The sequence below is a fragment of the Comamonas sp. GCA5 genome, from assembly GCF_036541385.1.
GTDB lineage: Bacteria > Pseudomonadota > Gammaproteobacteria > Burkholderiales > Burkholderiaceae_C > Comamonas > Comamonas aquatica.
Map to the genome: position 1 here is coordinate 1 of NZ_JAZHFR010000051.1, position 26038 is coordinate 26038.

General features: G+C 65.4%; 25 protein-coding genes, 1 pseudogene and 1 riboswitch. Of the genes and pseudogenes, 10 read left to right on the plus strand and 16 right to left on the minus strand.

The features are described from left to right. Positions 1–166: 166 nt before the first annotated feature. Positions 167–2194, minus strand: coding sequence for a DEAD/DEAH box helicase (locus tag SJH88_RS12445; RefSeq protein WP_274754671.1), 2028 nt, complete (start codon positions 2192–2194; stop codon positions 167–169). A gap of 321 nt (positions 2195–2515) precedes the next feature. Further along, complete coding sequence (orn, locus tag SJH88_RS12450; RefSeq protein ID WP_274754672.1) at positions 2516–3115, minus strand: oligoribonuclease; 600 nt, start codon at positions 3113–3115, stop codon at positions 2516–2518. 29 nt (positions 3116–3144) lie between these two features. Here orn and SJH88_RS12455 point away from each other — a divergent pair, with 29 nt between their 5' ends. Together SJH88_RS12455 and rsgA are read left to right on the plus strand one after the other, a co-directional pair. Next, positions 3145–4467: a M48 family metallopeptidase gene (locus SJH88_RS12455; RefSeq protein ID WP_274754673.1), complete on the plus strand. Its 1323-nt coding sequence runs from the start codon at positions 3145–3147 to the stop codon at positions 4465–4467. After that, the gene (gene rsgA, locus SJH88_RS12460) at positions 4464–5444 is read left to right on the plus strand and encodes a ribosome small subunit-dependent GTPase A (protein WP_274754674.1); all 981 of its coding nucleotides are present in this window, start codon (positions 4464–4466) and stop codon (positions 5442–5444) included. The genes SJH88_RS12455 and rsgA overlap by 4 nt, the downstream gene beginning before the upstream one ends. 104 nt (positions 5445–5548) lie before the next feature. Here the strand turns inward: rsgA and SJH88_RS12465 are convergent, their stop codons facing one another. From SJH88_RS12465 to rpsP, 6 genes and pseudogenes are all read right to left on the minus strand, one after another. Next, positions 5549–6535: a CobD/CbiB family protein gene (locus tag SJH88_RS12465; protein ID WP_274754675.1), complete on the minus strand. Its 987-nt coding sequence runs from the start codon at positions 6533–6535 to the stop codon at positions 5549–5551. Between the two features lie 57 nt (positions 6536–6592). Further along, positions 6593–7306, minus strand: coding sequence for a CoA pyrophosphatase (locus SJH88_RS12470; protein ID WP_270151531.1), 714 nt, complete (start codon positions 7304–7306; stop codon positions 6593–6595). 73 nt (positions 7307–7379) lie between these two features. Further along, positions 7380–7769, minus strand: coding sequence for a 50S ribosomal protein L19 (gene rplS, locus SJH88_RS12475; protein ID WP_042411516.1), 390 nt, complete (start codon positions 7767–7769; stop codon positions 7380–7382). A gap of 128 nt (positions 7770–7897) precedes the next feature. Beyond that, positions 7898–8650, minus strand: a pseudogene (gene trmD / locus SJH88_RS12480) (tRNA (guanosine(37)-N1)-methyltransferase TrmD); the annotation flags it as partial. A 13-nt stretch (positions 8651–8663) separates the two neighbouring features. Continuing rightward, entirely contained in the window at positions 8664–9233 is a 570-nt protein-coding gene (gene rimM / locus SJH88_RS12485) for a ribosome maturation factor RimM (RefSeq protein ID WP_274754676.1), read from the minus strand. A gap of 81 nt (positions 9234–9314) precedes the next feature. Continuing rightward, positions 9315–9569 (minus strand): 30S ribosomal protein S16, encoded by a 255-nt coding sequence (gene rpsP / locus SJH88_RS12490; protein ID WP_042411519.1) that lies wholly within the window; start codon positions 9567–9569, stop codon positions 9315–9317. A gap of 126 nt (positions 9570–9695) precedes the next feature. Between rpsP and SJH88_RS12495 the strand changes: the two genes are divergently transcribed. Both SJH88_RS12495 and SJH88_RS12500 read left to right on the plus strand, forming a co-directional pair. Then, positions 9696–10220: a GNAT family N-acetyltransferase gene (locus SJH88_RS12495; RefSeq protein WP_274754677.1), complete on the plus strand. Its 525-nt coding sequence runs from the start codon at positions 9696–9698 to the stop codon at positions 10218–10220. 7 nt (positions 10221–10227) lie between these two features. Continuing rightward, positions 10228–10674, plus strand: coding sequence for a TM2 domain-containing protein (locus SJH88_RS12500; RefSeq protein ID WP_234687722.1), 447 nt, complete (start codon positions 10228–10230; stop codon positions 10672–10674). 104 nt (positions 10675–10778) lie between these two features. Here SJH88_RS12500 and SJH88_RS12505 read toward each other — a convergent pair whose 3' ends face one another. The 3 genes from SJH88_RS12505 to SJH88_RS12515 form a co-directional block, all read right to left on the minus strand. Further along, positions 10779–11789, minus strand: coding sequence for an inorganic phosphate transporter (locus SJH88_RS12505; protein WP_042411527.1), 1011 nt, complete (start codon positions 11787–11789; stop codon positions 10779–10781). A 25-nt stretch (positions 11790–11814) separates the two neighbouring features. Beyond that, positions 11815–12462 carry a DUF47 domain-containing protein gene (locus SJH88_RS12510; protein ID WP_045267378.1) on the minus strand — a complete coding sequence of 216 codons (648 nt, stop codon included), beginning with the start codon at positions 12460–12462 and terminating at the stop codon, positions 11815–11817. 362 nt (positions 12463–12824) lie between these two features. After that, positions 12825–14153 carry a replication-associated recombination protein A gene (locus tag SJH88_RS12515; protein ID WP_274754678.1) on the minus strand — a complete coding sequence of 443 codons (1329 nt, stop codon included), beginning with the start codon at positions 14151–14153 and terminating at the stop codon, positions 12825–12827. Between the two features lie 337 nt (positions 14154–14490). On the opposite strand from SJH88_RS12515, the gene brnQ reads away from it, so the two are divergent. Then, positions 14491–15813 carry a branched-chain amino acid transport system II carrier protein gene (gene brnQ / locus SJH88_RS12520; protein WP_210930270.1) on the plus strand — a complete coding sequence of 441 codons (1323 nt, stop codon included), beginning with the start codon at positions 14491–14493 and terminating at the stop codon, positions 15811–15813. A gap of 169 nt (positions 15814–15982) precedes the next feature. Here the strand turns inward: brnQ and lolA are convergent, their stop codons facing one another. Beyond that, complete coding sequence (gene lolA / locus SJH88_RS12525) at positions 15983–16618, minus strand: outer membrane lipoprotein periplasmic chaperone LolA (protein ID WP_042411539.1); 636 nt, start codon at positions 16616–16618, stop codon at positions 15983–15985. Between the two features lie 42 nt (positions 16619–16660). Next, on the minus strand, positions 16661–18985 hold the full coding sequence (locus SJH88_RS12530) for a DNA translocase FtsK (RefSeq protein ID WP_274754679.1): 2325 nt from the start codon (positions 18983–18985) through the stop codon (positions 16661–16663). Between the two features lie 308 nt (positions 18986–19293). Here SJH88_RS12530 and trxB point away from each other — a divergent pair, with 308 nt between their 5' ends. From trxB to rpmG, 3 genes are all read left to right on the plus strand, one after another. Further along, a complete protein-coding gene (gene trxB / locus SJH88_RS12535; protein ID WP_042411544.1) occupies positions 19294–20241 on the plus strand; it encodes a thioredoxin-disulfide reductase in 948 nt (315 codons plus the stop codon). Positions 20242–20474: 233 nt separating this feature from the next. Then, positions 20475–20708 carry a 50S ribosomal protein L28 gene (gene rpmB, locus SJH88_RS12540; protein ID WP_003058229.1) on the plus strand — a complete coding sequence of 78 codons (234 nt, stop codon included), beginning with the start codon at positions 20475–20477 and terminating at the stop codon, positions 20706–20708. 20 nt (positions 20709–20728) lie between these two features. Continuing rightward, complete coding sequence (rpmG, locus tag SJH88_RS12545; protein WP_042411550.1) at positions 20729–20899, plus strand: 50S ribosomal protein L33; 171 nt, start codon at positions 20729–20731, stop codon at positions 20897–20899. A gap of 134 nt (positions 20900–21033) precedes the next feature. Here the strand turns inward: rpmG and SJH88_RS12550 are convergent, their stop codons facing one another. Beyond that, positions 21034–22569: an aminotransferase-like domain-containing protein gene (locus SJH88_RS12550; RefSeq protein WP_274754680.1), complete on the minus strand. Its 1536-nt coding sequence runs from the start codon at positions 22567–22569 to the stop codon at positions 21034–21036. 206 nt (positions 22570–22775) lie between these two features. On the opposite strand from SJH88_RS12550, the gene SJH88_RS12555 reads away from it, so the two are divergent. Beyond that, positions 22776–23201 carry a hypothetical protein gene (locus tag SJH88_RS12555; RefSeq protein WP_274754681.1) on the plus strand — a complete coding sequence of 142 codons (426 nt, stop codon included), beginning with the start codon at positions 22776–22778 and terminating at the stop codon, positions 23199–23201. Between the two features lie 60 nt (positions 23202–23261). Then, a riboswitch (FMN riboswitch) is annotated at positions 23262–23416 on the plus strand. Positions 23417–23534: 118 nt separating this feature from the next. Further along, positions 23535–24059 carry a 6,7-dimethyl-8-ribityllumazine synthase gene (locus SJH88_RS12560; protein ID WP_274754682.1) on the plus strand — a complete coding sequence of 175 codons (525 nt, stop codon included), beginning with the start codon at positions 23535–23537 and terminating at the stop codon, positions 24057–24059. A gap of 586 nt (positions 24060–24645) precedes the next feature. On the opposite strand, the gene SJH88_RS12565 is transcribed toward SJH88_RS12560, so the two are convergent. Continuing rightward, positions 24646–25011, minus strand: coding sequence for a hypothetical protein (locus tag SJH88_RS12565; RefSeq protein WP_274754683.1), 366 nt, complete (start codon positions 25009–25011; stop codon positions 24646–24648). Between the two features lie 172 nt (positions 25012–25183). Then, entirely contained in the window at positions 25184–25954 is a 771-nt protein-coding gene (locus SJH88_RS12570; RefSeq protein ID WP_274754684.1) for an SOS response-associated peptidase, read from the minus strand. Positions 25955–26038 lie beyond the last annotated feature (84 nt).

Consider the following 26038-nt stretch of genomic DNA (forward strand, 5'->3'; position numbering starts at 1 on the left):
CCACGTCAATCACTCCTGGTCTCCTGCTGCACATAAAAGCAGCAGGCTAGGGTTAATGCGTGGGTCAGATTGAGATGGAAAAACCGGGGGCTAGTGGGTCACTTCTGGATGGAAATCAACAATGCATCCACACCAGGGCTGCGCACCAGGCGCAACCCGAGCTGCATCAGCGGTCGCGCGAAAAGGTCTTACGACGGTCGCCACCGAAACCACCGCCATTGCGGTCATCACGACCACCACCAAAGGACTTGCCTTCGCGACGCTCACCGCCACCAAAGCCACCGCGGTCGCCACGGCCTTCAAAACGGGGACGGTCGCCACCGAAAGGCTTGCGCTCGGCAAAGCCGCCTTCACGGCGCTGGCCACCGCCGAAGCCACCGCGATCGCCGCCACGGTCTTCAAAACGGGGACGGTCACCACCGAAGCCACCGCGCTCTGGACGGTCACCAAAAGCGGGCTTGCGATCGGCAAAACCACCTTCACGGCGTTGGCCGCCACCGAAGCCGCCGCGATCGCCGCCACGGTCTTCAAAGCGGGGACGGTCGCCACCAAAACCACGCTGGTCACGGTCGCCGCCAAAGCGGGGACGGTCACCACCGAAGCTGCCACGCTCACGGTCACCACCAAAGCCACCTTCGCGGCGCTGACCACCACCAAAACCACCACGGTCACCAAAGCCTGGCTTGCGGCCATAGCCGTCGCCGTCACGGCGACCACCAAAACCACCACGGCCACCGGCGCCGGCACCGCCGCCACGACGGCCATCGCGCTCACCGGCGGCCGGGAAGCGTTGCTGGGGCTCAAGACCCGGAATGACTTCGGCCTTGAACTGCTGGCGGGTGTAGCCTTCGATGTCGAACACGCGGCGACGGTCGCGGAATTCCGCAAACGTCACAGCCACGCCTTCGCGGCCGGCACGGCCGGTACGGCCGATGCGGTGGGTGTAGTCCTCGGCCTTCATGGGCAGGCCGTAGTTGAACACGTGGGTGATGGTGGGCACGTCGATGCCGCGGGCTGCCACGTCGGTGGCCACCAGCACCTGGATCTGGCCATTGCGCAGCGCCATCAGGCGGCGGTTGCGCAGACCCTGGCTCAGCGCGCCGTGCAGGGCGGCGGCGGAGAAGCCGGCTTCCTGCAGGTCGGTCGCCAGACCGTCGCACTCCACCTGGGTGGAGGCAAACACGATGGCCTGGTTGATCGAGGTGTCACGCAGCCAGTGATCCAGCAGCTTGCGCTTGTGCTGGGCGTTGTCGGCCCAGAACAGCACCTGCTTGATGTTGGTGTGCTTTTCCTGCGCCGTGGAGATGGTCACCTTCTTCACGTTGGCGCCGCCGTCGTGCATCACGCGCATGGCCAGCTGCTGGATGCGGGGCGCGAAGGTCGCGCTGAACATCATGGTCTGCTTGCGCTGCTCGGTCAGCTGGTTGACTTCGGCCAGGTCGTCGGCAAAGCCCAGGTCCAGCATGCGGTCGGCTTCGTCCACCACCAGGAACTGCACCTTGTCCAGCTTGATCTGCAGCGAACGCTGCAGGTCCAGCAGGCGGCCGGGCGTGGCCACCACCAGGTTGGCGTTCTGCAGCTTGGCGATCTGCACTTGGTAGGGCATGCCGCCCACCACGTTGGCAATGCGCATGCCGCGGCAGTGCTTGACCAGCTCGATGGCGTCGTGCGCCACCTGCTGTGCCAGCTCGCGCGTGGGGCACAGGATCAGGGCGCCGGGCACGGCGGCCTTGAAGTTGCGGGGGTTGGTGGGGTCCTTGCGCTTGTTGCGCTTGGGAGCAGGTTCGCCACGGGCGGCCGCTTCGGCCACCAGACGGTCGTATTCCGCCTTGGCTTCGGCTTCTTCTTCGTTCTTCTGCTGAATCAGGGTGTTCAGCACGGGCAGCAGGAAGGCGGCCGTCTTGCCGGAGCCGGTCTGGCTGGAGACCATCAGGTCGATGAAACCACCGGTTTCTTCGCCAGCGCCCATGGCCAGGGGAATGGCCTGCGCCTGCACGGGTGTGGGCTGGGTATAGCCCAGATCGCCCACGGCACGCACCAGCTCGGGCGCCAGGCCCAATTCTTCGAAAGGATTGGGACCTGCGGGCTCCGCGGCCTCCACAGGGTCCACGTCGGCCAGCATCTGGTCCAGGGTAGCGTCCAAAGAGGTATCTGCAGCGGCCACCAGGCCCTGCTCATTGAGGATGTCGTTCATGTGTTCTCACGCGGAAAGCAAACACCAATGCCCAGCGGCAGTGCTGCTTTCTTGACGGTTAGGGAAACATCAACCGTCAAACAAAGCACTTCCACGCTGGTGGATGTGGTGGGCAGTCGTATCGGCATCGCTGGCGGCCCGTGTGGGGCGGCCATGGCGAGCGGGTGTCGGTGAGCCCGGTGAGTGATGGGAGATGCGCAAATGGCTGAAAAAAGCGCGTACCTTGTTTGTTCCAAGGTTGCGTTCAGACAAGACCGCAATTATTGCACGCCCTGCTTTTCTCTTCAAACCCCAGGGGCTTATCCCCTGGAATCGCATGCCTTATGGCGCGGGATCGGCCAGCACCGGGCTGAGGAAGTGCGCGCGGTAGTGCTGCAGCTCGTCGATGGACTCCAGCACGTCGGCCAAGGCGGTGTGGCGCTGGGCTTTCTTGAAGCTGCTGACCACCTCGGGCTTCCAGCGCCGCGCCAGTTCCTTGAGCGTGCTGACATCGACGTTGCGGTAATGCAGATAGGCCTCCAGCTTGGGCATGTAGCGCGCCAGGAAGCGCCGGTCCTGGCCGATGCTGTTGCCGCACAGCGGCACCTTGCCCTTGGGCACGTACTTGCTCAAAAAGGCAATCAGCTGCGCCTGTGCCTGCTCTTCCGTCACCTCCGAGGCCTTCACGCGCTCAATCAGACCGCTGCGCCCGTGCGTGCCCTTGTTCCAGGCGTCCATTCCGTCCAGCAGGGCATCGCTCTGGTGGATGGCGAACACCGGGCCTTCCACCCGCACATCGAGGTTGGCATTGGTGATCACCACCGCGATTTCGATGATGCGGTCGTGCTCGGGGTTCAGCCCCGTCATTTCACAGTCCAGCCACACCAGGTTGAGGTCGGACTTGGGCAGCACAGGGGTTTCGGGGGAGGCGGCAAGAGACATCCGCAAATTGTCGCCTACACTCGCCGCCAATGCCGACACACAACGCCCTTTCCCCTTCGCTGCTGCTGACGCTGGCCTTCGCGCTGATGCTGGCCCTGCACCTGCTGGTGCAGATGTGGCTCAACACGCGCCAGGTGCGCCATGTGGCCCAGCACCGCCACCAGGTGCCGGCGGCGTTCGCGCACCGGATCGCCCTGGGCGCCCACCAGAAGGCCGCCGACTACACCCTGGCCAAGGCCCGTTTCGGCCTGGTGCACATGGCCTGGGGGGCCGTGGTCCTGCTGGGCTGGACCCTGCTGGGCGGCCTGGACGCGCTGCACGCCGGCCTGCTGCAGTTCATGGCGCCCGGCCTGGGCCAGCAACTGGCGCTGCTGGCAGCGTTCGCCCTGATCTCTGGGGCGCTCGACCTGCCGTTCGCGCTATACCAGACCTTTGTGCTGGAAGCGCGCTTCGGCTTCAACAAAAGCACGCCTGCGCTGTGGCTGGCCGACCTGTGCAAGTCCACCCTGCTGGCCGCCGCCATCGGCCTGCCGATCGCCTGGGCCATCCTGTGGTGCATGCAGGCCACGGGCAGCCTGTGGTGGCTGTGGGCCTGGGGCTTCTGGACCGCCTTCCAGCTGCTGCTGATGTGGGTCTTCCCCAGCTTCATCGCCCCGATGTTCAACAAGTTTGAACCCTTGGCCGACGCCACCCTGCAGGCGCGCGTCACCCAGCTGATGCAGCGTTGCGGCTTTGCCGCCAAGGGCCTGTTCGTGATGGACGGCAGCCGCCGCTCGGCCCATGCCAACGCCTACTTCACCGGCTTTGGCACGTCCAAGCGCGTGGTGTTCTACGACACCCTGCTCCAGCAGTTGAATGCCGACGAGGTCGAAGCCGTGCTGGCGCACGAGCTGGGCCATTTCAAGCACCAGCACATCACCAAGCGCATGCTGGGCATGTTCGCTGTCAGCCTGCTCGGCTTTGCCCTGCTGGGCTGGGTGTCGCAGCAGGCCTGGTTCTACGCCGGCCTGGGCGTGACGCCCAGCGTGGCCCTGGCCTTCGGCCAGCCCACCGACCAGCCGGGCCTGGCCCTGCTGCTGTTCGTGCTGGCCCTGCCGGTGTTCACCTTCTGGCTGTCGCCCCTGGTGGCCCATTTTTCGCGCCGCGACGAATTCGAGGCCGATGCCTACGCCATGGCCCAGGCCGACGGCGGTGCACTGGCCAGCGCCCTGCTCAAGCTGTACCAGGACAACGCCTCGACCCTGACGCCCGACCCGGTGTATGCGCGCTATTACTACTCCCACCCACCAGCGGTGGAGCGCCTGGCACGCATGCCGGCACCTGCCACCCCCCACCCCGTGAGCGCCGCATGAGCCGCAAGCACAGCAAAGCCGCCGTCGCCTCGGCGGCCGCCTCCACCGAAGGCCTGGTTGTCGGCAGCCATGGCCGCCACTGCATCGTAGAAACCGAGGACGGCAGCCGCCGCATCTGCCACCCGCGCGGCAAGAAGAGCCAGGCCGTCGTCGGCGACCGCGTGCTGTGGCAGGCCCCGCCCCCCGGCCAGGGCGAGGAAGGCACGATCGAGAAAGTGCTGGAACGCAGCAACCTGCTGTACCGCCAGGACGAGATCCGCACCAAGATGTTCGCCGCCAACCTGGACCAGGTGCTGATCCTGATCGCGGCCGAGCCGGTGTTCTCCGAAAGCCAGCTGGCGCGCGCCCTGATTGCGGCCGAGGATGCCGGCATCCAGCCCATCATCGCGCTGAACAAGTTCGACCTGCCCGAAGCCTTTGCCCTGGCCTGGCAGCGCCTGGAGGCCTACCGTGCCCTGCAGCACCCCGATGGCAGCCCGCACTACCCGGTCATCCCGCTGAACCTGACCAGCGACGACCCCGAGCAGAAAGAGGCCTTGATGGACCTGCTGGCCGGCAACCGCACCTTCGTGCTCGGCCCTTCGGGCGTGGGCAAGAGCACGCTGATCAACCTGCTGGTGCCCGGCGCACAGGCCGCCACCAACGAGATCTCCCGCGTGCTCAACACCGGCAAGCACACCACCACCACCACCACCTGGTACTGGATGGACGCCGCGCGCACCACGGCCCTGATCGACTCCCCCGGCTTCCAGGAATTTGGCCTGTACCACATCGCCCCCACCGACCTGCCGCGCTGCATGCCGGACATCGGCGCCCTGGCCGACCAGTGCAAGTTCTACAACTGCACCCACCTGCACGAGCCGGGCTGCGCCGTGATGGCCGAGGTGGACCAGGAAGGCAGCCCGCACTGCATCCATCCCAACCGCTACCGCATCTACGCCGAGCTGTTCGACGAGCTGAGCCAGATGCGCTACTGAAGCGACGGCACACGCCCCACAAAAAAACCGCCAGGCAATCCCTGGCGGTTTTTTATGGAAATTGGCCTCTAGCCCTGATGCAGCCTGCGCAGAGTGCTATCCAATCAGCCAATGAGGCGCGCCAGACTGAGCAGCGCCAGCAGCAGCATCCACACCACCACGCTGCGCCACACCAGGCCCACCACAGCGCGCAGGTGGCCCACGTCGGCCTCACGCCCCGGGGTCACACCCGAGTCCTGCCAGCCGTCATCGTCGTCGTACACGGGCGCGGTCTGCAGCTCCTCGCGCATCTTCAGCGCGTTGCCGCCCAGGCGCACGTTGATGGCGCCGGCGGTGGCCGCCAGAATCACGCCATCGTTGTCGTTGGGAAAGTGCTTGGTGTGAAAGCGCCAGCCATCGATCGCTTCCTCAAAGCTGCCCACCACGGCAAACCCCAGCGCCGTCATGCGCGCGGGCAGCCAGTCGATCACCGTCCATGCCTGCTTGGCCGATTGCTGCAGCCGCTCGCTCACCGGTGCGGCGCCACCAATCGACTTGCGCGACCAGTAGCGCGACAGGTATTCCGCCATGCGGTAGAGCACGGCGCCCGCCGGCCCCAGGCCCAGGGCCGCCAGCAGCGCAAACCAGAACAGCACGCCAAACACGTGGCGGTGGGCGCAGATGACCGAGTACTCGATCACATGGCGCACCACTTCGCTGCGCGGGACCTCGGCCGCATCCACCTGGCGCCAGTCCGCCAGACCTTCGCGCGCCGCCTGCTCGTCACCGCTTTCCAGCGCGTCGCGGATGCGGGTGAAATGGTGGCTGAACTGGCGAAAGCCCAGGGTGACGTACAGCACGGCCACATTCCACAGCATGGCCGCCGGCCAGCCGACCCAGCGCATCAGCAGCCAGTACACCCCGACGACCAGCAGCACAGGGGGCACCATGGCCAGTCCCCAGGCCACCCAGCCATGGTGTTCACGACCCGCATCGAAGTTACGACGCACCGACACCGACCAGGCCCGAACGCCAGCGTGCACCGGGTTGCCCCGTGACAGCGGACGGGCCTGCTCCAGCAAGAGAGCAAGCAAGATGGCAAAGAAACTCATGGGACGATGATAGCGGCAAGCCTTCGCCTTGCCACCCCCGTGCCAGCACGGGCCGCCTCAAGCCACCATGAAACGGTAGAAGTTACGCAGCATGCCCGCCGTGGCGCCCCAGATGTAGCGCTCGCGCCCGGCATCCAGGTACGGCATGGAAAACCATTCGCGCTCCAGGCCCTGCCAGTGCAGCCGGTGGCGCTGGTGGTGGGCCGGATCGAGCAAGAAGCGCAGCGGCACCTCGAACACATCCGCCACTTCGTAGGGGTTGGGATGCAGCGGTGCATCGGGCTGCACCAGGGCCACGACCGGGGTGACCATGAAGGCCGTGCCGGTCTCATAGACCGGCAGGCTGCCCAGCACCTCGACCTGCCCGGGGTCCAGACCGACTTCCTCCTGGGCCTCCCGCAGGGCCGTGGCCGTGGCATCGGCATCCTCCGGGTCCTGGCGCCCGCCGGGAAAGGCCACCTGCCCGGAATGCGTGGACAGCTGCTCCGTGCGCTGGGTCAGCAGCACCGTCAGCTCCTCGCGCAGCACCAGGGGCACCAACACCGCCGCATGCGCCGGCGTGCGCGGGGCAAAGCGAGCCTCCTTGCGGACTTCGGGCTGCCACCGCGGCGGGTGGGCAAAGCGCGCACGCAAGGCCTGGGGGGTTTGACCGGCGGCGGGCACGGCCGGCAAATGGCTGTCGGTGCCGATGACCGGCACCTGGCGCGGATCGAAGTTGGGGATGCTGGCGGTCAGCGACGCTGGCTGCCGGGACGCGGGCGAGGGGGTCAACAAAGCTTCTCCACGGGCATAAAAAAGCCGCCACAGCGAACTGTAGCGGCTTTTGCCTGACAAGGCTGCGCGATTACTCGGCAGCTGCAACAGCAGTCTTGTTGACGCGTTGTGGCAGCTTTTCCTTGATACGTGCCGACTTGCCGCTGCGCTGACGCAGGTAGTACAGCTTGGCACGACGCACATCACCGCGGCGCTTGACTTCGATGCCAGCGATCAGGGGAGAGTAAGTCTGGAACGTACGCTCCACACCTTCGCCGCTGGAAATCTTGCGCACGATGAACGCGCTGTTCAGGCCACGGTTACGCTTGGCGATCACCACGCCTTCGTAAGCCTGCACGCGCTTGCGGTTACCTTCCACCACGTTCACGGACACGATGACGGTGTCACCAGGCGCGAAAGCAGGGATGGTCTTGTTCAGGCGAGCAATTTCTTCTTGCTCCAGAGTTTGGATCAGATTCATGATTCATCCATCTTGATCTTGTCCGCGCCAGAATTGGCAAGCGCCGGGATTGGTGCTATGGCTGCATTCAAACCGATGCAGCGGCCGGATAGAGGATCAAAGAACCCGGGATTATAGCTGGGACGCGTTTTTGCCAAAAACCCTTCGTCCTTGGCATTCAACAAGCCCTGGGCGCGGGCCTGCGCGATCAGTTCCGGACGGTACTGCGCCGTGATGCGCAGGCGCTGGTCACGGCGCCAGCGCTCGATGTTGCCGTGGTGGCCCGACAGCAGCTCGGGCGGCACCGGCTGGCCTTGCCAGACTTCGGGACGGGTGTAATGCGGGCAGTCCAGCAGCCCGTCCAGCGCGGGGTTGAAGCTGTCCTGCTGGAAGCTGCCCGCGTCGTTGAGCACCCCGGGCTGCAGCCGTGTGACCGCATCCAGCAGCACCATGGCCGCCAGCTCGCCGCCGGAAAGCACGAAATCCCCCAGGCTCAGCTGGTGGGTGACATGCTGGTCGATGAAGCGCTGGTCGATGCCCTCATAGCGGCCGCACAGCAGGATGGCACCCTGGCTCTCGGCCCAGTCGGCCACCACCTCGTGCTTGAGGGTCTGGCCGATCGGCGAGAACAGCACCACCGGTGCCGGCGCAGATGTTTCACTCTCGGTGCGCGCCGCGCGGATGGCCTCCAGGCACAACTGCAGCGGCTCGGCCATCATCACCATGCCAGGGCCACCGCCGAACGGGCGATCGTCCACGCGGCGGTAGTTGCCCTGGGCGTAGTCGCGCGGGTTCCACAGATGCACCGCCACCTGCCCTGAGGCATAGGCACGGCGCGTTACTCCGCTTTCCAGGAAAGGGGCGAACAGCTCGGGGAACAGGGTGATGATGTCGAAACGCATGCGTGCCAAGGGCTCAGTAGTCGGGCTGCCAGTCCGCGATGATGGTTTTGGCGGCCACATCCACCTTGTCGATGTAGGCATCGACAAAGGGAATCATGCGCTCGCGCTCCTTGCCACCTTCCTCGTAGGCCAGCACCAGCGTGGTCTGGGGGCCGGTGGCCAGCAAATCCTTGACCACGCCCAGCGCCACGCCTTCGCGGCTGCTGACTTGCAGGCCCATCAGGTCGACCCAGTAGTACTCGCCGTCCTCGGCCTGGGGGAAATGCTCGCGCGCCACGAAGATGCGGGCACCGCGCAGGGCCTCGGCCGCATTGCGGTCCAGCACGGCGGGCGAGGTGGCCACGATGGTGTCCGAGTGCGGGCGCACCTGCTTGATCGGCAGCAGCACCGTACCCGTGAAATGCTTGGCGCCTTTTTCGGCCGGCAGCAAGAACCACTGCTTGGCGGCGAACAGGGCTTCAGGATCCGCACTGTAGGCAATGACCTTGAACCAACCCTTCACCCCCCACGCATCGGCAATGCGGCCAATTTCCACCGCATCGTCCGGCAGTGCGGTGGGTTCCAGTTCAGGCATGTGGCTCATGACAATCTTCAAAAGACGAAAAAAGAAAAAACGGGTTCCGTCAGACTAGCCAACGGAACCCGTTTTCAATGGGGGTGCTGATTAGGCAGCAGCCTTGGCGGCAGCTTGCTTGAGCAGGCGTTCGACGGTGTCGGAAGCCTGGGCGCCAACGCCCTTCCAGTAGGTCACGCGGTCCAGCGCAATGCGCAGACCTTCTTCAGCGCCACGGGCGGTGGGGTTGTAGAAACCCACGCGCTCGATGAAAGCGCCATCGCGACGAACGCGCTTGTCGGTCACGACGATGTTGAAGAAAGGACGTGCCTTGGAGCCGCCGCGGGAGAGTCGAATAACGACCATGATTTATCCTTCGGGTGGTCGCAGCAAATTTGCTGCAAGAGTTTTTCACGGCGTTTGAGACACGCGACATGGCCACCCGGCCAGCGACACGCCGAAAACGCAAGATTATATAGGGTTCTGCTTTTTATGCCTAACGTCCGCCCCAGCCAACCCCTGGATGTGCCCGCCATCACGGCCATTTACCGCCACCACGTGCTGCACGGCACCGGCACCTTCGAGATCGAGCCGCCCACTTTGGCCGACATGACGACCCGCCGCCAGGATGTGCTGAACAAGCAACTGCCCTGGCTGGTGGCCGAGGCAGAGGACGGCAGCATCCTGGGCTATGCCTATGCGAACTGGTTCAAGCCACGCCCGGCCTACCGGTTCTCGGCCGAGGATTCCATCTACGTGTCCGACGCGGCGCGCGGCCAGGGGATTGGCCGCTTGCTGCTGGATGCGCTGTGCCGGGAGTGCGAGGCCGTCGGCGTGCGCAAGCTGATCGCCGTGATCGGCGACAGCACGAATGCCGGCTCGGTGGGCGTGCACCGCGCCGCAGGCTTTGCGCATGTGGGCACGCTCAGCGCCGTGGGCTGGAAGTTCGACCGCTGGCTGGATGTGGTGATGATGGAGAAGTCCCTAGGTGCCGGCGCCAGCACCTCACCCGAATAATGGGGGCATGAAGAACAAGACCGTTGCAGCGTGGTTGGCATTCGTCGGAGGCCCCCTGGGGCTGCACCGGTTTTATCTGCATGGAATGGGCGACACCCTGGGCTGGGCCCTGCCCATTCCCACGGCGCTGGGGCTGTATGGCATCCAGCGCGTGCAGCAGTTCGGCCAGGACGACCAGCTCAGCTGGGTGCTGATTCCGCTGCTGGGCTTCACCATCGCCGCCTGCGCCCTGGTGGCCATCCTCTACGGTCTGCGCCACCCGCAGCAATGGAACGCCCGCTTCAACCCGCAGGCCAGCGCCGATGCGCCGGCCGGCCACACCAATTGGTTCACGATTGCCGCCATCGCGGCCGCCCTGATGGTGGGGGCGGCGGTGCTGATGGCCAGCCTGGCCTACAGCTTCCAGCACTACTTCGAATACCAGATTGAGGAAGCGCGCAAGATTTCCCAATGAGGACTTGGCTGCTTCCAACAACGTAGCAGCTTGCGCAGAAAGAAAAAGGACTTCAGAGTCATTCCACTCTGAAGTCCTTTTTGCATCAGCGCCAGGCGCTCTTTTTAATAGAGCTGCAGGCTGACCCAGTAGGCCACGGCCGCCACGAAGGCGCTGGCGGGGATGGTCAGAATCCAGGCCCAGACGATGTTGCCGGCCACGCCCCAACGCACCGCGCTCATGCGCTGGGTGGAGCCCACGCCGACGATGGCGCCGGTGATGGTGTGGGTGGTGGAGACAGGCACGCCCAGGAAGGTGGCGAAGAACAGCGTCATCGCGCCCCCGGATTCGGCACAGAAGCCGCCCACGGGCTTGAGCTTGGTGATCTTCTGGCCCATGGTCTTCACGATGCGCCAGCCGCCGAACATGGTGCCCAGACCGATCGCCGCGTAGCAGCTGACGATCACCCAGATGGGCGGGCTGGATTCGGTGCTCGACATGTAGCCCGTGCCCAGCAGCAGCAGCCAGATGATGCCTATGGTCTTTTGCGCATCGTTGCCACCGTGGCCCAGCGAATAGGCGCCGGCCGACACCAGCTGCAGGCGACGGAACCACTTGTCCACCTTGCTGGGGCGTGTGCGGCGGCAGATCCAGGCGACGATCACCATCATCAGCGAGCCGAACAGGAAGCCCAGCAGCGGCGAGATGAAGATGAAGGCCAGGGTCTTGAGGATGCCGCTGGCAATCAGCGGACCGGTGCCGGCCTTGGCCACCACGGCGCCGACGATGCCACCGATCAGCGCGTGCGAGGAGCTGGAGGGGATGCCGTAGTACCAGGTGATCAGGTTCCAGACGATGGCGCCGGCCAGGGCGCCGAAGACCACGTGGGTGTCCACGATCTCCGGATTCACGATCCCCTTGCCCACCGTGGCGGCCACGCTGAGGTGGAACACGAAGATCGCCACGAAATTGAAGAAGGCGGCAAACACCACGGCCTGCGTGGGTTTGAGCACGCCGGTGGAGACGACGGTTGCGATCGAGTTCGCCGCATCATGAAAGCCATTCATGAAGTCGAAGATCAGCGCCATCGCCACCAGCAGAATGACCACCCACAGGGCGGCTTGTACGGTTTCCATGGTCAGGATTCCCCGTGCTGGTCGATCAGGAGTTTTCGAGGACGATGCCCTCGATGGTGTTGGCGACGTCCTCGCACTTGTCGGTGATGGTTTCCATCAGCTCGTACACACCTTTGAGCTTGATCAGTTCGCGCACGTCCTGCTCTTCGCGGAACAGCTTGCTCATCGCGGCGCGCAGCACGCGGTCGGCGTCCGATTCCAGGCGGTCGATTTCCTGGCAGGTCTTCAGGGCAGCCTCGGCCACCGACTGGTCGGCGATCTGGTTCAGCAGCTTGACGGCATCGCGCACGCGCTCGCAGCACTTGAGGCTCAGGTCGGCCAGGCGCGTCATCTCTTCGGTCATCTGGCGGATGTCGTACAGCGCCATGGCTTCGGCGGAGTCCTGGATCAGGTCCACCACGTCGTCCATGGTGTTGATCAGGCCGTGGATGTGCTCACGGTCCAGGGGCGTGATGAAGGTCTGGTGCAGGGTCTTCGTGACTTCGTGGGTCACACGGTCGGCGGCACGCTCGGCGTTGTCGACATCGCTGTTGTACTTCTCACGCAGGTGCGGATCGTTGTAGTTGGCCACCATCTGCGAGAACGCACGTGCGGCTTCCACGATGCGCTCGGCATGTTGGTTGAACATTTCGAAAAAATTGCCTTCGCGGGGCAAGAGCTTGCCAAACAGCATGAACGCTCCTTCAAGAGTTATGTATAGCGTTGGAAACTAGAAAGCCTACGCGTGGCAAACACGTAGGCTGCTGGATCTGTGGAAATGCGCGCAGCGCGCCATTCCTGTCGTTCCGGCGGGGCGACGCAGGTGTCGCCGTTCCGGGTTGTGGCACCGGCCAAGGCGGCTGGTTGCCGCGCATTGTCCATGACAAAACAGTGAATATTTAATTAAATTTTTATGACAAATGTGTGACGAAGCATGAAACAACAAAAAAGAACGCAAGCGCACACTCATTGATCAAATTCGAAAAAAATTGAACATTTTGTCGCCGCAGCGAGGGCATGCCTGCCGCACCGCGGTGGCGCGATGCAGGCGGACCCTCACGGCTTGCGCTGCTGCTCTGCGGCCTCGTTGAGCTGGCGCAGTTGCGCCAATTTTTCACCGATCTTGATCTCCAGGCCGCGCGGCACGGGTTGGTAGAAGTGGGGATTGTCCAGCCCCTCGGGAAAGTAATCCTCCCCGGCCGCAAAGCCACCTTCCTCGTCGTGGGCGTAGCGGTAGCCCTTGCCCCAGTCCATGTCCTTCATCATCTTGGTCGGGGCATTGCGCAGGTGCATGGGCACGGGCCGCGTGCTGTCGGCTTTGACCAAGGCCTTCATCTGGTTGTAGGCCTGGTAGCCGGCATTGCTCTTGGGCGCCACGGCCAGGTAGAGCACGGCCTGGGCCAGCGCCAGCTCGCCCTCGGGGCTGCCCAGGCGCTCATAGGTTTGCGCCGCCTCGTTGGTGATCTGCATGGCGCGCGGGTCGGCCAGGCCGATGTCTTCCCAGGCCATGCGGATTAGGCGCCGCGCCATGTAGCGCGGATCGGCGCCGCCATCGAGCATGCGCACCAGCCAGTACAGCGCGGCATCGGGGTCCGAGCCGCGCACCGATTTGTGCAACGCGCTGATGGTGTCGTAGAACTGCTCGCCGCCCTTGTCGTAGCGGCGCATGCGCTCGCCCAGCACCTGCAGCAGCCAGGCGTCGGTGATGCTGCCGACCTGGGCCTGCTCGGCCGTGATGGCCAGGGTCTCCAGCGTGTTCAGCAGGCGCCGCGCATCGCCGTCGGCATAGGCGATCAGTCGCTCCAGCGCTTCATCTTCCATAGCTGGCACCGCTTGCAGCGTCTGGGCTTTTGCCACAATTTGCTTCAAGTCGTCTGCCGTCAGGCTTTGCAGCACATAGACCGCCGCGCGCGACAGCAAGGCCGAGTTGACCTCGAAGGACGGGTTCTCCGTCGTGGCCCCGATGAAGGTGAACAGGCCGCTTTCCACGTGCGGCAGGAAGGCGTCCTGCTGGCTTTTGTTGAAACGGTGCACCTCGTCCACGAACACAATGGTGCGCTGCGGCATCAGGCCGCTGCGCGCCAGCTCGGCCCGCTCCACGGCTTCGCGGATGTCCTTGACCCCGCCCAGCACGGCGCTGATGGCGATGAACTGCGCATCGAAGGCATCGGCCATCAGGCGGGCGATGGTGGTCTTGCCCACGCCGGGCGGGCCCCACAGGATGCAGCTGTGCGGGCGGCCTGACTCGAAGGCCAGCCGCAGCGGCATGCCCGCGCCCAGCACCTGCTGCTGGCCCACGACCTCCGCCAGGCTGCGGGGGCGCAAACGCTCGGGCAGGGGGACATGCAGGGCCGAATCCCCCCCGCCGGATGTGAGCTTGGACAAATCAGCTGCGCCTTTCAGGGTTGTTTTGGAATTCGCCATATAACAGAACTTTATATGCGGCAAAATAGGTAAATCAGCGGATCACTACCCGTCATGCGCGATGCTTACCTGCGTTACCCATGATGGCTGTAGCCCGTGGACCGAAGCCACAAGCTTAATCGGCACGGAAACCCCTCGCCATTTGCTGCCCCTGCGACCCTCGGCCGGCAAGGCACCCTGCTCCTGTCGGCGCCGACATCCGGCCCACAGCGTACGCGCACGGAATCCGCATTCGTCGCTCTGCAACGCGGCTCGCACGCACGGCTGTGCTGCGGCCCTCTGGTTTTAGGTTTTCCCCATGACAACACTCAAGACGCGGGACATTCTTGCCCTCGGCTTCATGACTTTTGCGCTCTTCCTGGGCGCAGGCAACATCATTTTCCCGCCCAGCGTGGGCCTGGCCGCGGGTGAATTCCAATGGTCCGCCGCCCTGGGCTTTTTGCTGACCGGCGTGGGCCTGCCCCTGCTGGGCGTGGTTGCGCTGGCGCGCGTCGGCGGGGGGCTGGACACACTGACCAGCCCCATCGGCAAGCTGGCCGGCACCCTGATGGGCCTGTCCATCTACCTGACGATCGGCCCCTTCTTTGCCACGCCGCGCACGGCCACCGTGTCGTTCGAGGTGGGCATGGCCCCGTTCACCGGCAATACGCCCGAGGCGCTGCTGATGTTCACCATCGGCTACTTCGCGCTGGTGATGGTGCTGTCGCTGTTCCCCGGCAAGCTGATGGACAACATCGGCAAGATCATCACCCCGGCGCTGATCGTGGTGCTGTCCATTCTGGGCATCGCCGCTTTCGTGGCCCCGGCCGGTGACATCGTGACCACGCCTGCGCCCGACTACGCCTCGGCCGGCCAGGCCCTGGCCCAGGGCTTCCTGCAGGGCTACCAGACCATGGACGCGCTGGCCTCCCTGGTCTTCGGCATCATCATCGTGGCAGCCATCAAGGCCGCCGGCGTGACCGACACCCGGCTGCACACGCGCTACACCATCCTGGCGGGCCTGATCGCCGCCACCGGCCTGGGCCTGGTCTATGTGTCCCTGGTCTACCTGGGCGGCATGAGCGGCTCGGTGGTGGAAGCCGGCGCCAGCGGCGTGAAGATCCTGAACACCTACGTGGACAACACCTTCGGCACTGCTGGCAGCTTCCTGCTGGCCGCCGTGATCCTGCTGGCCTGCCTGACCACGGGAGTGGGCCTGGTCAGCTCCTGCTCGGCCTATTTCAGCGAACTGCTGGGCATGAAGTACCGCACCGTGGTGATCGTCATGTCGGTCTTCAGCGCCGCCGTGGCCAACCAGGGGCTGGAGCAGCTGATCACAGTGGCCGTTCCCGTGCTGGTCGCCATCTACCCGGTGGCCATGGCGCTGATCGCACTGGGCCTGATGTCCAAGCTGTTCCAGCACCAGGCGCGTGTGTTCATCCCCGTGATGACCATGGCCTTGCTGTTCGGCATCGTGGACGCCCTCAAGGCCATGGGCTTTGGCAGCATCGTGCCCGCTGCGCTGGACAGCCTGCCCGGCAGCGCACTGGGTCTGGGCTGGCTGCTGCCCGTGGCGGCCACCCTGGCCCTCAGCGCCGTGCTGGACCGCATGCGCCCCGCACCCGCAGCCACCACCGCCTGATCCGGCTGACGCCACAAAAAAGCCCCGCAGCCACAAGCTGCGGGGCTTTTTGCATGGCGCGCTCACACAAACAGAGCAGCTGGCGCGCACTGCGCCTGCGTTTCAAGCCACAAACATGCTGAAACTCAGAACCCATGCGCGCGAGGCGCTATCGCATTAACGCCAGCCATCACTGCTGCATGACATCGGCGCCCGCGGGCACTTCGAACTTGAAGTGCCCGGCCGGCAGCGCGGGCAGCAGCTTGAGCTGGCTGAAACGGATCACCGAGCGCTGACCGAAGCCGTCCAGGATGTCCATGGCCGCCAGGGTCTCGCCCTGGAAGCCCACGCGCACGCTCTTGAGCTGGCCGTCCGACGCCTTGGGCACGGCTTCAACCCACTGCAGGCCGTCGGCATCGGGCACGGGCTTGAGCGTGAAGTCCTTTTGCAGGCCCGACAGGTCGCTGGCCGACGCCAGAATCGCCGCCGGCGTGCTGCCCAGGGCATCGGCCTGCTTGCGCTGCGTGACCTGGTTCAGGTCCACATCGTAGAGCCACACCGTCTTGCCATCGGCAACGATGGTCTGGGCAAACGGCTTGGTGTAGGTGAACTTGAACTGACCGGGCCGCTGGAACGTGAAGTCGCCACTGCTGGTCTTGGTGCGCGGCGCCTGCCCTTCCTTGGCCGGCGCGGTCACGGTCTGCGTGAACTGCGCCTGCCCGGCTTTGGCCGTGCGCATGAAGTGTTCCAGGCTCTGCAGGCCATCGGCCCAGACCACGGCCGGCAGCAGCACACTCGCGGCCAGCACCCCCAACGACTTTGTCATATCCATCCTGTCCTTTCGCCCGGCAGCCAAGGCTGTCAGGCCTTATTCCGGCCGTGCAGGCACCAGCACTTCGCGCTGGCCGCTGCTGGTGAGGGCACTCACCAGCCCTGCCTGCTCCATCTGCTCCAGCAGATTGGCCGAACGGTTGTAACCAATGCGCAGCTTGCGCTGCACGTACGAGATGCTGGCCTTGCGGTCCTTGAGGACGATTTCCACGGCCTGGTCGTACATCGGGTCCTTCTCACCCCCTTCACCACCACCGTCACCGTCCGGGCCGCCGTCTTCCGACAAGGTCGACTCCAACACCCCTTCGATGTAATCCGGCTCGCCTTGTTCCTTCAGATAGCTCACCACGCGGTGTACTTCATCGTCCGACACAAAGGCGCCGTGCACGCGGATCGGCAGCCCCGTGCCGCTGGCCATGTACAGCATGTCGCCCATGCCCAGCAGGGACTCGGCCCCCATCTGGTCCAGCACGGTGCGGCTGTCAATCTTGCTGCTGACCTGGAAGGCAATGCGTGTCGGAATGTTCGCCTTGATCAGGCCGGTGATCACGTCCACGCTGGGGCGCTGGGTGGCCAGGATCAGGTGGATGCCGGCCGCGCGCGCCTTCTGCGCCAGGCGGGCGATCAGCTCTTCGATCTTCTTGCCCACCACCATCATCAGGTCGGCCAGCTCATCGATGACGATGACGATGTGCGGCAGGCGGTCCAGGGGTTCGGGCGACTCCGGCGTCAGGCTGAAGGGGTTACCAATGATTTCACCCTTTGCCGTGGCTTCACCGATCTTGGTGTTGTAGCCGGCCAGATTGCGCACGCCCAGCTTGCTCATCAGCTTGTAGCGGCGCTCCATCTCGGCCACGCACCAGTTCAGGCCGTTGGCGGCCTGCTTCATGTCGGTCACCACGGGCGCCAGCAGGTGCGGAATGCCTTCGTAGACCGACATTTCTAGCATCTTGGGGTCGATCATCAACAGGCGCACGTCCTTGGCCTCGGCCTTGTACAGCAGCGACAGGATCATGGCGTTGATCCCCACCGACTTGCCCGAGCCGGTGGTACCGGCCACCAGCACGTGGGGCATCTTGGCCAGGTCGGCCACCACGGGCTTGCCCTCGATGTCCTTGCCCAGCCCCATGGTCAGCAGGCTCTTGGCCTCGTGGTAGACCTGTGAGCCCAGCACCTCCGACAGGCGGATCGACTGGCGCTTGGTGTTGGGCAGCTCCAGCGCCATGTAGTTCTTGCCGGGGATGGTCTCGATCACGCGGATGGACACCAGCGACAGCGAGCGCGCCAAGTCCTTGGCCAGATTGACCACCTGCGACCCCTTGACGCCCGTGGCCGGCTCGATCTCATAGCGCGTGACCACCGGGCCGGGCGTGGCCTGCACCACGCGCACCTCCACGCCGAAGTCCTTGAGCTTTTTCTCGATCAGGCGGCTGGTCATCTCCAGCGTCTCGGGCGACACGGTTTCCTGCTTGGCCGGCGCGGCATCCAGCAGGTCCACCTGCGGCAGGCTGCCTTCTTGCATCTGCGAATCCTGGAACAGCGGCTTCTGGCGCTCCTTGAGCACACGCTCGCTGGGCTGCGGCGACGCGGCCGTGGGCGTCACGATCAGCACCGGCTCGTGGTGGTGCTCCTCGATTTCGCTGCGCTCCTCGGCCACCACCTTGGCGCGTTCCTTCGCGGCCTTGCGGCCTTCGGCCTCATCCTTGACCTTTTCCCGCTGCTGCTGGTTCAGACGCACCAGGGTCTCGATGCGGCGACCCAGGCCCTCGGCAGCGCGGCCCCAGGAAAAGCGGAACACCAGCGACAACGCCACCACCAGCAGCGCAATGCCGATCAGGCCCGATCCGGTGAAGCCCAGCCAGCGCACGCCGATCAGGCCCAAGGTGTAACCCACCACACCACCCGCATGGCCGGGCAGCACGCTCTCGAAACGGTACAGGCGCGACCACTCCAGCGCGCAGCTCACGCCCAGCAGCAGGGCCACACCGGCCCACCACTGCAAGCGTTCGCCCACCGGGGTTTCCAGCATGCTGTGGCCGCGCATCCAGCGCAGGCTGGACGCGCACAGCACATACAGAGCGATCAGCAGCAGCCACCAGGCCGACAGGCCAAAGCCGAAATACCAGGCATCGGCGAGTAAGGCGCCCAAACGGCCCATCCAGTTGTTCACCATGACCACGTCACTGCTGCCCGATGTGGACCACGCGGGGTCCAGGGGCGAGTAGCTGACCATCGCCATCAGCCAGAACAGCAGGCCCAGCGCACCGGCGGTCAGGCAGATTTCATGGCCAAAGCGCGCCAATCCCTGGCGGGGCGCGGTCTTGGCCAGATTGGGATTCAGTGCATTCGAGGAATAAGTCATACGCAGTCGGGAGCTTACCTTAGGCGTGCGAGGCGCTACACAAATGGTTGCAACGCCTGTGCAAGCACTTGCAACAACCACGCTGGCGTGGTCGCACCGCCCGCCACCCGGCCATGGCTGCCGCACAGGCCGGTGCCGTTAGCTTCTGGCTATGCGCGTGTTTAGGGATACCTTGCCCAGGAATTTCCCCAGCTTTCTACAATGCATGGCTACCCCGTGCAAGCGGTGGCACCTGCCCGACAGGTGCCGTGTGATTGTTCAACCGGTGTGGCGCATGCGCGCAACACCTCCCCCCTCGAAAAGCAACGATGTCCACCAACCAACACGCCAAAGTCCTGATTCTGGGTTCCGGCCCTGCCGGCTACACCGCGGCCATCTACGCAGCCCGCGCCAATCTGAACCCCATGCTGGTGACCGGCATGGCCCAGGGCGGTCAGTTGATGACCACCACCGAAGTGGACAACTGGCCCGCCGACGTCAACGGCGTGCAAGGCCCCGAACTGATGCAGCGCTTCATGGAGCACGCCGAGCGCTTCAAGGCCCAGATGGTGTTCGACCACATCCACAGCGTGGACCTGTCCCAGCGCCCCTTCACCCTGACCGGCGACAGCGGCACCTACACCTGCGACAGCCTGATCATCGCCACCGGCGCTTCGGCCAAGTACCTGGGCCTGCCTTCGGAGGAGGCCTTCATGGGCCGCGGTGTGTCTGGCTGCGCCACCTGCGACGGCTTCTTCTACCGTGAACAGCCCGTGTGCGTGGTCGGTGGCGGCAACACCGCCGTGGAAGAAGCCCTGTACCTGTCCAACATCGCCAGCAAGGTCACCCTGGTGCACCGCCGCGACAAGTTCACGGCCGAGCCCATCCTGGTGGACAAGCTGATGGAGAAGGTCAAGGAAGGCAAGATCGAGCTCAAGACCCACTTCACCCTGGACGAAGTGCTGGGCGACCAGTCCGGCGTAACCGGCATCCGCATCAAGAGCACGCAGGATGGCCACACCGAGGACGTGGCCCTGCAAGGCTGCTTCATCGCCATCGGCCACTCGCCCAACACCGACATCTTCAAGGGCCAGTTGGAACTGGAAAACGGCTACATCGTCACCCAGGGTGGCCGCAAGGGCTATGCCACGCAGACCAGCGTGCCCGGCGTGTTCGCCGCCGGCGACGTGCAGGATGACGTGTACCGCCAGGCCATCACCAGCGCCGGCACCGGCTGCATGGCGGCGCTGGATGCCCAGCGCTTCCTGGACCAGTAAACCGCACATGCCCAGGCGGCCGACAGGCTAAAACCCTGTCGGCCCACGCCTTTTTCCAGAAAGCCCGTATAATCGCGGGCTTTGCTGCATTTAGCGCCTGTTCTTACAGGTTGTGGGGTGTGACAAATTCGGGCTACCGCCACCCTTTATCTGGCGAGGTGAGGCCTGCTGGCACATTGCACTGACCGTGCAATCTCCGTGCTGGCGGCCGTTTCAAATATCGGAGTGTCCAAATGGCACGCGTATGTGAAGTTACGGGCAAGAAGCCCATGGTGGGCAACAACGTTTCCCACGCCAACAACAAGACCAAGCGTCGTTTCCTGCCCAACCTGCAGTACCGTCGTTTCTGGGTTGAGAGCGAAAACCGCTGGGTGCGCCTGCGTGTTTCCAGCGCTGCCCTGCGTCTGATCGACAAGAACGGCATCGACTCCGTGCTCGCAGACATGCGTGCCCGTGGCCAGGCTTAATTTCCTCAAGGAGCATAAAAATGGCTGCTAAAGGCGGACGCGAAAAGATCAAGCTGGCTTCCACAGCTGGCACCGGTCACTTCTACACCACGACCAAGAACAAGAAGACGATGCCTGAAAAGATGTCGATCATGAAGTTCGACCCCAAGGCTCGCAAGCACGTCGAGTACAAGGAAACCAAGCTGAAGTAATTCAGCCGTTTCTTCGGACAAGAACCGCCGACAGCGCAAGCTGCAGGCGGTTTTTTGTTGCCTGCGCCCTGGGTGGATGGCACAAGGCAGCCGCTGTCGACCCGTGCGTGGACTGGCAAGTGCGAGCCCACATCTCAGGCGGCCCTACCCCAACACCTGGCCGTACCCCAACCCTCAACCGCGCGCGCCTGCCCCAGTTGCTGGCAGGCCATGGCCCCCAGCAGCTGCAGCGCCTGTTCCACGGCGGCATCCACCGGGTGGGTGCAGGCCAGCCGCAGGCAGTGTTCGTAGCGCCCGGAGTTGGAGAACATGCTGCCCGGCGCAATCCGGATCCCCTGGTCCAGGGCATCGCCGAACAGCCGGGCGCTGGAAAAGCCTTCGGGCAGCTCCAGCCACAGGCACAGGCCACCGCCCGGCAGGCTCATGCGCGTGCCGATAGGGAAGTGGCGCGCCACCAGCCGGGCCATGGCCTCGCGCTGCTGCTTGAGCTGCGCCTTCAGCCGCTCCAGGCTGCGCTGGTGCGTGGGTGAACCCAGCAGCTCGGCCACCACCAGCTGCCCCAGGGTCTGGGTGTTGCGGCTCTGGGCGAACTTGAGCATCTGCACCCGGCCATGCCAGCGCCCGGCATTCATCCAGCCCTGGCGCAAGCCCGGCGCCAGGCTCTTGTTGAAAGCCTGGCAATAGATCACCTGGCCCGCCACGCTGTCCCAGGCCTTGAGGGGCTTCACCGGCTGCGTGCCCTCAACGAACAGCCCATAGGAATCGTCCTCGATCAGCGCCGCCCCGTAACGCGCGCACAGCGCCACCAGCCGGGCCTTGTGCGCATCCGGCATGCGCGTGCCCAGCGGCATCTGCAGCTCGGGCACCACCACCACGGCCTTGAGGCGCGGCTGGGTCTGGAAGGCCAGCTCCAGCGCCTCCAGCGACAGCCCCGTGCGCGGGCTGCACGGAATCTCCAGCGTCTGCAGCTGCAGCGACTCCACCACCTGCAGCAGACCGTAATAGGTGGGCGATTCCACCGCCACCATGTCGCCCGGCTCAGCCACGGCTGCCAGCGCCAGGCTCACGGCTTCGGAATTGCCGGTGGTCGCCAACACATCGCCGGGGGCCACGCGGATGCCTGCCGCCAGCGCGTGCCGGGCCATGGCCTGCTGGAACAGCGGATGGTTGCCCTGGTTGGCCAGCAGCGAGCGGCCCTGCGTCAGCAGTTGCGGGTGTTCGCGCAGCAGGCGCGCCACGGTCTTGTTCAGAAAGCGGTGGTCGAACAGCTCCGGCGGTGGCGTGCAGCCGCCCACATCGAGGTGCACCTGGGCCTGGCGCCCACGCTCCAGCAACAGGGAAATGTGTTCGTTGATGCCCACAAAGTGGGCCTGGGCGCCGGGCTGCACTGGCTGGCTCAGGTCCGGTTCGCGGGTCAGCGCCACCCCATCCAGCGCCCGCGCATCACGCACAAAGTAGCCCACGCGCGGGCGCGCCTCCAGGTGCCCCTGCTCCTCCAGGTGGCGCAGCATCTGCAGGGCGGTGGACAGGCTGACCTGGTGGCGGCGCATCAGCTCGCGCACGGAGGGCATGCGCTCGCCCGCCTGCAGGGTCCCCAGACCCATGGCCTGGGCATAGTCACCCGCCAGGCGGCGGTACAGGGGCAGTGAAGCGGCAGCAGCCAGGGTCATGGGCCGGATTTCCAACAGACAGCAGAGCCGCCATCATGCCCCAGGCCTCTGCTGCGCAACAGATACAGATGCAGCGCAGAACCACCAGAACAGCAGTCCGCCAACCTGCACTGCTGCGGTGCGCCTGGCCCGCGGCTGTGCCTGTCGCGATGGCCCGCCGCAACCTACGCTGGAGCCCTTGTTTCACACCGTTTGCGCAGGCCCTTATGTCTTCGTTGCCTCCCCCGCCATGCCCCGGCCAGATCCCCAGGGCCGACCGCACCACCCTGTATCGCATCCCCCATGGCCTTCCCCACAGCCTGGCGCTGCCCGCCGGGGCCGAAGTGTTTTGCGCCAGCGGCCAGTTGCTGCTGCAGACCGCCCAGCTGGGCGGGTTGGACGGTGGCCCCAGCCTGTCACTGCGCCTGCACACCGGCCAGAGCTGGCGGGCCCCGTGCGCGCTGTGGCTACAGGCCACGGCCCTGCAAGGCCCGGCCCGGCTGCAATCCACCCTGCCGACCTCCCCGGTCGGCCCCGCGCCATCCGGCACAGCGCCGGTGCCAGACACCGTCTGGGCGCGCCTGGGCGCCACCGTGGCGCGCTGGTGGGGGCAACGGCCCTTGCGCCAGCGCAAGGCACAGTTACCTGGGTGACCAGCAGTGCCATGCCGGCGGCCTACAATGGCTTTGTCGCCTGGCTAACCACCAGGCGACATACGTTCTCAGGGCGGGGTGCAACTCCCCACCGGCGGTATGCAGCCCCGTGCTGCGAGCCCGCGAGCGCTTGGCGAAGCCTGCTTCGCCAAGGTCAGCAGATCTGGTGCGATGCCAGAGCCGACGGTCACAGTCCGGATGAAAGAGCAACGTGAAGACCTGTCCTCCAGCCTGCCGCTGGGTGCGGGCGTGCCTGCGCGCGCCAGCACCGGCCTGGGCTGCGTCTGCCTTCGCGCGCCCTGATTCATTTGTTTCACGTCTTGAAAGACACACATGAATCAGACTTTGACACCTTCCCAATCCTCCCACGCCACCCAGGCCGCCTTGGCCACGGCCCGCATCGCCATCGTCAGTGCCAACTGGCACAGCGACATCGTGCACCAGGCCCGCAACGCCGCCGCCGCACGGCTGCAGGCCCTGGGCGCCGCGCCCGCCCGCATCCACCAGGTGGAAGTGCCGGGCGCGTTCGAAATCCCGCTGATGGCGCAAAAGCTGGCCCAGTCCGGCCAGTTCGACGCCGTCATCGGCTGTGCCATCATCGTCAACGGCGGCATCTACCACCACGACTTCGTCTCTGCCGCCGTGGTCGAGGCGCTGATGCGCGTGCAGCTGGACACGGGCGTGCCCGTGTTCTCGGTGGCGCTGACGCCCCACAACTTCCAGCCCTCGGAGGAGCTGCAAGGCTTCTTCCACGCGCACTTTGTGAAGAAGGGCGAGGAAGCGGCGAATGCCTGCGCCGAAACCCTGGCCGCCCACGCGGCCGTGGATGCGCTGCTGGGCGAAGCGGTCACGGCTTAAAGTCTTTTCAGCATTTTCTGGCTCTGGCGCTCATGGGGATTGCGCAGACAGCTATCAAAACCATGGGTGGCACCCGCCCTGCGTGGCACGGCGTGCCGTGCAGGGCCAGGGCCAGAAACTCGCCCCGGCGGGCTGGGCACGGGTGGGTCTGCGAACAAGCCCGTGCGCCGCACGCTGGCGTGGGGCGGTGTTCACCGTGCCGGTGGGGGTGAACACAGGCCCACGCAGCGCGCCGGCCCAAGGCTGTCGGGCACCACCAGCGGCCCTGCGGCATCGCCAGGTTCCCACAGCGCCGGCAAGTGGCAGGCTGGCCCCGCGGCGCGCACAGCGCTGGCGCGTGCAGGCAATCGGGGGAACGGCTGTGCACCGCATGGCGCGCTGAAAAGTGTTTTGCAGAGATGTTCCGCACACCGCCCTCGCACCGGATCTGGAATTGCAGCCCAAAAGACAGTCAAAGCACGCCCAGTCAGCGTTGACTGCTATGAAAAATCAAAGCCTGTTGCCAGCCAGCCTGCAACAGGCTTTTCTGTGCGTCTGCCGCGCGCGGGCGGCAGACCACCACGGACCGCGCCCACCCAAGGCGGCTTCAGCGGTCCTGCCTGCCACGGCACATTTTTCGCAGTTGAAGGCCGATGCGGTAGAGCACGTAGAGGCCCCCCACGCTGACCACCACCCAGGGCAGGTACTGGGACACGGAGACAAACTTCCAGAGGGGCCCCTCACCCACATAGTCAGGGCTGCTGCGCAGGGACAGGTGCAGCACCAGCGAGGCGGCGGTACCGCCGCCGATGGCTGCCAGCATCGCCTTTTCGGCCCACGGCCGGAGCGCGTAGTGCAGTGCGACCACGGCAAACAGCAGGTAGCAACCCAGAGACAGCCAGGCCAGGGCATCAAAGGCGGCAGAGTGCACAGGGACCAGGGCATGCGCCCAGGCTTGGAAGGAAGTGAGCATGGCATCCACCGGAGCTAACGGTATGGCGACATCGCGGCATGGGTGTGGGGTGCCAGCCATCCCTGCTCGCCGCAGGAGCAAGCCGGGAATCGTCGGTGCCCCGCAGCCGCTTGAACATCCAAGAGAAGTAAGGCACTCACGCAGGCCCAGCCTGCGCCAGCCGCTATCCCCATCAATCAAACAGGCCCTTGGGCTTTTTGTCTTTCTTGTGCTCCACCGGGTTGGCCAGCAGCCAGTTTGCCGGGTACGCCCGCATGAACTCGCGCGCCTTGTCCTGGCGGGCCGTCAGCCAGGCGTCGTAGGTGCCCTCGCCCAGGATGGCCGGCATGCGGCGCTCCGCCCCCTGCGGGCCATAGCGGCGCATCAGCGCATGGCTGTTGGCATTGAGGGTCAGCACGGCATAGCTCAGCAGCTCGGCCCCGGTGTCCGGGTCGGTCCATTGGCTCCACACACCCGCCACGCCCATGGGCTGGCCGTCCACGCGGGCGATGCGCGTGGGAATGGCCTTGCCGGTGCGTACATCGTCCACATAGAAGGCCTGCATGGGGATGATGCAGCGCTGGCCAGCCAGCCAGGCATCGCGGAAGGCCTGGGTGGTGCTCACGGTTTCATTCAGCGCCACCAGCAGCTTGGGCGCGCGCAGCTTGGCGTCCTTCTCGGACTTCACCCAGCTGGGCACCAGGCCCCACTGGGCAGGCACCCATTCGCGCGCGACCTGGGGGGCGGCTTTTTTGGCCGGCTCCGCCACGGCGGTGCCCTCGGGGGCTGCGGCGGCGGGATCGGTCGGCTCCACGGGCTCTGCCACCGGCAGCAGCTGGCCACGGATGAAGCCGGACATGCGCCGGGCGCGCATCTGGCGCTCGGCGGGCAGTTCGGCGGGGGAAACTTTGAAAAAGTCGGTCCACAGCGCAAGCGTGGCGAGGTTTTCGTATTGGGTCGTCATAGCCGGCTATCGTACGCTGCGCCCGTGCCGCGCGGACCCGGCCGGGCGAGTCCCCTTGCACGGCCCCTGGACGGCCGCCCGCCG

Excerpts from the sequence above, each read along its gene's own strand:
- rpsP (WP_042411519.1), bottom strand. The coding sequence starts at position 9,569 with ATGGTCGTTATTCGACTCTCCCGCGGCGGCTCCAAGGCACGTCCTTTC.
- SJH88_RS12495 (WP_274754677.1), top strand. The coding sequence starts at position 9,696 with ATGCCTAACGTCCGCCCCAGCCAACCCCTGGATGTGCCCGCCATCACG.
- SJH88_RS12570 (WP_274754684.1), bottom strand. The coding sequence starts at position 25,954 with ATGACGACCCAATACGAAAACCTCGCCACGCTTGCGCTGTGGACCGAC.
- rsgA (WP_274754674.1), top strand. The coding sequence starts at position 4,464 with ATGAGCCGCAAGCACAGCAAAGCCGCCGTCGCCTCGGCGGCCGCCTCC.
- orn (WP_274754672.1), bottom strand. The coding sequence starts at position 3,115 with ATGTCTCTTGCCGCCTCCCCCGAAACCCCTGTGCTGCCCAAGTCCGAC.
- SJH88_RS12505 (WP_042411527.1), bottom strand. The coding sequence starts at position 11,789 with ATGGAAACCGTACAAGCCGCCCTGTGGGTGGTCATTCTGCTGGTGGCG.
- SJH88_RS12555 (WP_274754681.1), top strand. The coding sequence starts at position 22,776 with ATGTCTTCGTTGCCTCCCCCGCCATGCCCCGGCCAGATCCCCAGGGCC.
- SJH88_RS12455 (WP_274754673.1), top strand. The coding sequence starts at position 3,145 with ATGCCGACACACAACGCCCTTTCCCCTTCGCTGCTGCTGACGCTGGCC.
- SJH88_RS12445 (WP_274754671.1), bottom strand. The coding sequence starts at position 2,194 with ATGAACGACATCCTCAATGAGCAGGGCCTGGTGGCCGCTGCAGATACC.
- rplS (WP_042411516.1), bottom strand. The coding sequence starts at position 7,769 with ATGAATCTGATCCAAACTCTGGAGCAAGAAGAAATTGCTCGCCTGAAC.
- SJH88_RS12510 (WP_045267378.1), bottom strand. The coding sequence starts at position 12,462 with ATGCTGTTTGGCAAGCTCTTGCCCCGCGAAGGCAATTTTTTCGAAATG.
- rimM (WP_274754676.1), bottom strand. The coding sequence starts at position 9,233 with ATGAGCCACATGCCTGAACTGGAACCCACCGCACTGCCGGACGATGCG.
- SJH88_RS12465 (WP_274754675.1), bottom strand. The coding sequence starts at position 6,535 with ATGAGTTTCTTTGCCATCTTGCTTGCTCTCTTGCTGGAGCAGGCCCGT.
- brnQ (WP_210930270.1), top strand. The coding sequence starts at position 14,491 with ATGACAACACTCAAGACGCGGGACATTCTTGCCCTCGGCTTCATGACT.
- SJH88_RS12530 (WP_274754679.1), bottom strand. The coding sequence starts at position 18,985 with ATGACTTATTCCTCGAATGCACTGAATCCCAATCTGGCCAAGACCGCG.
- SJH88_RS12500 (WP_234687722.1), top strand. The coding sequence starts at position 10,228 with ATGAAGAACAAGACCGTTGCAGCGTGGTTGGCATTCGTCGGAGGCCCC.
- rpmB (WP_003058229.1), top strand. The coding sequence starts at position 20,475 with ATGGCACGCGTATGTGAAGTTACGGGCAAGAAGCCCATGGTGGGCAAC.
- SJH88_RS12550 (WP_274754680.1), bottom strand. The coding sequence starts at position 22,569 with ATGACCCTGGCTGCTGCCGCTTCACTGCCCCTGTACCGCCGCCTGGCG.
- rpmG (WP_042411550.1), top strand. The coding sequence starts at position 20,729 with ATGGCTGCTAAAGGCGGACGCGAAAAGATCAAGCTGGCTTCCACAGCT.
- SJH88_RS12565 (WP_274754683.1), bottom strand. The coding sequence starts at position 25,011 with ATGCTCACTTCCTTCCAAGCCTGGGCGCATGCCCTGGTCCCTGTGCAC.
- lolA (WP_042411539.1), bottom strand. The coding sequence starts at position 16,618 with ATGACAAAGTCGTTGGGGGTGCTGGCCGCGAGTGTGCTGCTGCCGGCC.
- trxB (WP_042411544.1), top strand. The coding sequence starts at position 19,294 with ATGTCCACCAACCAACACGCCAAAGTCCTGATTCTGGGTTCCGGCCCT.
- SJH88_RS12560 (WP_274754682.1), top strand. The coding sequence starts at position 23,535 with ATGAATCAGACTTTGACACCTTCCCAATCCTCCCACGCCACCCAGGCC.